We start from the raw sequence: 4,277 nt of genomic DNA, 5'->3' as shown, positions 1-4,277 counted from the left end.
GGTTCGGGTGGCCTCGGCCGCCAGGTCCTGGTCGAAGCCGACCAGTACGGTGAGTTCGGCGGTGATCTCGTCGGTCAGTTCCAGCGAGCGCAGGGGTTGATGGCGCTCTTTGAATCTCGCCACCCCCGCTCGCGGGGCTCGGCAAACCTGCTCAGTTGATCTCCCCACCCTTTGTGTGATCTTGCTCGGCGTGTCGAACTGGCGTCGGTGTGTCGTGGAGAGCCTGCGTGTGCTGGAAGGACGGCCTGTTCGGGGGCCTGGATGCTCACGCGGGAGGAAGACGTGGACGCACACGCTCTGCGTCGTCAGGGATGGACGATCTCGGCGATCGCCCGGCATCTGGGCCGTGACCGCCAGACGATCCGGGACTACCTGAACGGCGAGAAGACGCCGGGCCAGCGCCGTCAGGCGCCGGATGCGTTCGCACCGTTCCTGGAGTACTGCCGCCAACGGCTCGCGGATGACCCGCACTTGTGGGCGACCACGCTGTTCGACGAAATCATCGAGCTGGGTTACCAGGGCGGCTACTCCACGTTCACGCGGGCCCTGCGCCGCCATGCCGCACGTCCGCACTGCGAACCGTGCCAGACCACCAAGGGCCGCGACGTCGCGATCATCGCTCACCCGCCGGGCGAGGAGATCCAGTTCGACTGGCTTGAACTGCCAACTCCACCCGGGGAGTGGGGAGTTGGTGAGCATGCTCACCTGCTGGTCGGCGCCCTGCCGCACTCGGGCCGCTGGCGGGCGGTGCTGGCCGAGCGGGAGGACTTCCCGCACCTGGTTCAGGCCCTCGATCAAGTGGTACGCAAGCTGGGCGGGACCGCTCGCCGGTGGCGTTTCGATCGCATGTCCACGGTCTGCTACCCGTCCAGCGGGCAGGTCACCGCGGCGTTCGCCGCGGTCGCGAAGTTCTACGGCGTCGGCGTGGACATCTGCCCCTCGCGCCGCGGGAACCGCAAGGGTGTGGTGGAGAAGGCCAACCACTCCGCCGCGCAACGATGGTGGCGCACGGTCCCCGACGGTCTCACCGTCGAGCAGGCCCAGTCCGGGGTGGACCGGCTCGCCATCCAGATGGACGCCCGCCGCCGCGTCCTCGACGGGGCCCGGACCACGGTCGGTGAACTCGCCGACGCCGAGGTGCTGTTGGAACTTCCGACGCTGCCGTTCCCGGCGGAGGTGTCCGCCGAGCGCACGGTCACCCCGCAGTCCCTGGTGTCCTTCGAGGGCAACTCGTACTCGGTGCCGCCGGGGCTCGCCGGCACCCGCGTCCTGGTCCGCCACCGCCTGGGCGAGGACTTCCTGGACATCCTCACCGCCGGCCGCGCGGTCGTCGCCCGCCACCGCCGGGCCCTGCGCGGGTCCGGGCAGACGGTGCGGGACACCGGCCACGTCATCGCCCTGGAGCGCAAGGTGTTGGAGTCCTTCTCCGAGCGGGCGCCCTGCAAGACGAAGGTCCGCCCCCGCCCTCCAAAGAGGCGCTGGCCGAGGCCGAGCGGCTGCGCGAGGGGCAGGCCGCCTCTGCCTCGGCCGCCGAACGGGTCGTGATCGACCTGTCCCACTATGCCGCCGTGGCCGACCGGCTGCGGCACGCTCCCTCACCCAAGGAGGAGAACACGGAGTGAGTACGACGTCGCCGACGAAGATGAGCGAAGCCCGCCGCTTCCAGCAGCTGCGGGGCCACCTGTCCTACCTCAAACTCAACGATGCCGCCGAGGCGCTCAACCGGGTCTGCGACCAGGCACGGGCCGAGGGCCTGTCGCTGACCGCGGCCCTGGAGAGACTGCTGGAGATCGAGGTCGAGGCCACCGAGGCCAGACGCCTCGCGTCCCGGCTGCGGTTCGCCTGCCTGCCCGAACCCTGGACACTGAACGACTTCGACTTCGCCGCCCAGCCCGGTGTCGACGAGAAACTCGTCCGCGATCTGGCCACTCTGCGCTTCCTGGACGACGCCTCCAACGTCCTGTTCGTCGGCCCGCCGGGGGTCGGCAAGACCATGCTCGCGGTCGCGTTGGCCCGGGCCACGGTGGACGCCGGACACCGCGTCTACTTCACCACCGCCGCGGAACTCTCGGCCAAGTGCCACAAGGCCGCCCTCGAAGGCCGCTGGAAGACCTGCATGAACTTCTTCTCCGGCCCCAAACTCCTGGTCATCGACGAACTGGGCTACCTGCCGCTGCCCGAGGACGGAGCCTCGGCCCTGTTCCAGGTGATCAACCAGCGGTATCTGAAATCGTCGACGATCCTGACGACCAATGTCGGCATCGCCGACTGGGCCGGCGCCTTCGGGGACGCCACCGTCGCCGCCGCGATGCTCGACCGGCTCCTGCACCGGGCCGCCGTCGTCGGCATCGACGGCCCGTCCTACCGACTGCGCGGCCACCAGAACCAGGCCGAAGTCCTCCGGCAGGGAGTGAACGCCCGTGTCTCCTGACCACAACAACGCTCTCGACACCCCAGAGGTTTCACCGCAGATGGCCCGACACTGCCCGGTCTGCGAGACCGCCTTCACCCCCGCCACCGTCAACAGCCGCCAGGTCTACTGCTCACCCACCTGCGCCGAAACCCACCGCAAACAGACCCCGCTGCACCGCAACTGCCTCACCTGCGGGCAGGAGTTCACCACGAACGCCAGCGCCCGCCGTTCCTACTGCTCGGCCGAGTGCCGTCACACGGCCCGCACCAGCAAAGACGCGCTCGACGAGCGTGTCTGCCCGGTCTGCGACAGCACCTTCCAGGCACCGCGGACCGTCCGGCAGCACTACTGTTCCCCCTCCTGCCGCCGAACCGCCGACCGGCAGCGCGGACAGGAACGCGACGAACAGCGAGCCCGCCGCCTGGGCGAAGCTCCCCCCACCACTTCTCCGCCGCGTCCCGTGCTCCCGCCGGCCCCCAAACCCGCGGCCCGTCCTGCCGCGCGTCACGCTCCCGTCGAGCGCGACCCGATGGAGCCCACCGCGACTCGCAACTGCCCGCACTGCCAGCAGCCGGTCACCATCGTCGCGCTGCTGGCCACCCCCGAAGCCGCCCGCCCGGCCATCCCCGGCCCCGGCGTCGTCCCGCTGCGGAGGACCCCATGACCAGCGACCTCTTCAGTCTCGGCCGGCTCGACGACCTGGTCACCCGCACCCACAGCGAGGGCATCAACGAACTGGCCGCCGCCGCACTGATCGAGCACGAGGGACGCTTCCTCCTGATCGAGAAACCGTCGCGCAACTTCGAACTCGCGCCCTCAACATGGGAGTTGCCCACCGGATCCGTCCGCGCCGGGGAAACCCTCACCAGCGGCATGGAACGCATCCTCGCCGAGTACTCCGGATTCTCCTCGGCGGAAGTGACGCGCTACCTTGGCCACGACGACCACGCACACGACGACGGCCGCATCGTCCGTGTCTTCGTCTTCGCGGTCACCGTCGAACACCCTGACAGCATCTGCCACACCGCTCACATCGGACACCGCTGGATCGACAACATCGCGATCTCCGACACCGTCGACGGCATCAACTCCATGCTCCGCGTCTACTACGCCGACAACTCCGGCTGACCGTCACCGATCTCCAGGGCCCGACGACCTGACGGTCGCCGGGCCCTCGGCAAACCGCCCTCGTCAGACAGACGGCACGGCCGCCTCGGGCTTGCCCGCCGCCCCGGCGACCGCGCGATGCAAGGGGGGCACGGACGCGACGACGAACACTCCGAAGATCGTGAGGGGTACCAGCCGCATCAGCTGCGAAGGATCGTCGCGAAGCCAGTGCCAGTTGCCCCACCAGTTGCCGCACAAGTCCAGCACCATCACGGCGCCCGCCAGCCAGATCCCTTCTCGCCGCACGAGTCCCACCAGCACGATGACCAGCGGATCGAGGACCACCAGACTGACGAAGAACACCTGCAAGGACACCTGCGGGAACACCGCATAGGCGTGGACACCGTCACGGGCCACATCAACAACGTGGGTGCGAGTCCCTACGAGAAAACCGATCAAGTACACCGCGAGGGCGCACCTCGCCCACACCGGCTGTCTGCCCCACCGTTCCCGCAGCTCGACCCCCACCGGGCCAGCCTAGACGAGTCCGCGCATCTCGAAGGCAGCGATGGACAGCATCGGCGGGATCAACGATCCACAGCCCGGCCTCGCACGCATGCTCTTGCTCGTCACTTTCCCTCACACCGTTCAACATCCAACTAAGAAGCTGTTGTCTTTCCGGGTGTGATCGGTGCGTTTCCGCTGGTCGGGGATAGCAGTGGTGATTCCGTGGGAGTGGTGGCCTGTCGGGTTGTCG

At 68.8% G+C, this 4,277-nt stretch carries 5 protein-coding genes; 4 read left to right on the top strand and 1 reads right to left on the bottom strand.

Annotated features, from left to right (window positions below; translation table 11 throughout):
- Window positions 1–282: 282 nt before the first annotated feature.
- The 4 genes from istA to ACIRPX_RS45795 all read left to right on the top strand — a co-directional run bounded on the left by istA (window position 283) and on the right by ACIRPX_RS45795 (window position 3,541).
- Entirely contained in the window at window positions 283–1,545 is a 1,263-nt protein-coding gene (istA, locus tag ACIRPX_RS45810; RefSeq protein ID WP_404206118.1) for an IS21 family transposase, read from the top strand.
- 73 nt (window positions 1,546–1,618) lie between these two features.
- The gene (gene istB, locus ACIRPX_RS45805; RefSeq protein WP_404206117.1) at window positions 1,619–2,431 is read left to right on the top strand and encodes an IS21-like element helper ATPase IstB; all 813 of its coding nucleotides are present in this window, start codon (window positions 1,619–1,621) and stop codon (window positions 2,429–2,431) included.
- Window positions 2,421–3,077 (top strand): hypothetical protein, encoded by a 657-nt coding sequence (locus ACIRPX_RS45800; RefSeq protein ID WP_404206116.1) that lies wholly within the window; start codon window positions 2,421–2,423, stop codon window positions 3,075–3,077. The genes istB and ACIRPX_RS45800 overlap by 11 nt, the downstream gene beginning before the upstream one ends.
- The gene (locus ACIRPX_RS45795) at window positions 3,074–3,541 is read left to right on the top strand and encodes an NUDIX hydrolase (RefSeq protein WP_404206115.1); all 468 of its coding nucleotides are present in this window, start codon (window positions 3,074–3,076) and stop codon (window positions 3,539–3,541) included. Before ACIRPX_RS45800 ends, ACIRPX_RS45795 begins: the two co-directional genes overlap by 4 nt.
- Window positions 3,542–3,604: 63 nt before the next feature.
- On the opposite strand, the gene ACIRPX_RS45790 is transcribed toward ACIRPX_RS45795, so the two are convergent.
- Window positions 3,605–4,048 (bottom strand): hypothetical protein, encoded by a 444-nt coding sequence (locus tag ACIRPX_RS45790; RefSeq protein ID WP_404206114.1) that lies wholly within the window; start codon window positions 4,046–4,048, stop codon window positions 3,605–3,607.
- Window positions 4,049–4,277 lie beyond the last annotated feature (229 nt).

This window comes from Streptomyces sp. NPDC101225 (assembly GCF_044767585.1).
GTDB lineage: Bacteria > Actinomycetota > Actinomycetes > Streptomycetales > Streptomycetaceae > Streptomyces.
This window is presented reverse-complemented; position numbering and strand designations above follow the sequence as displayed.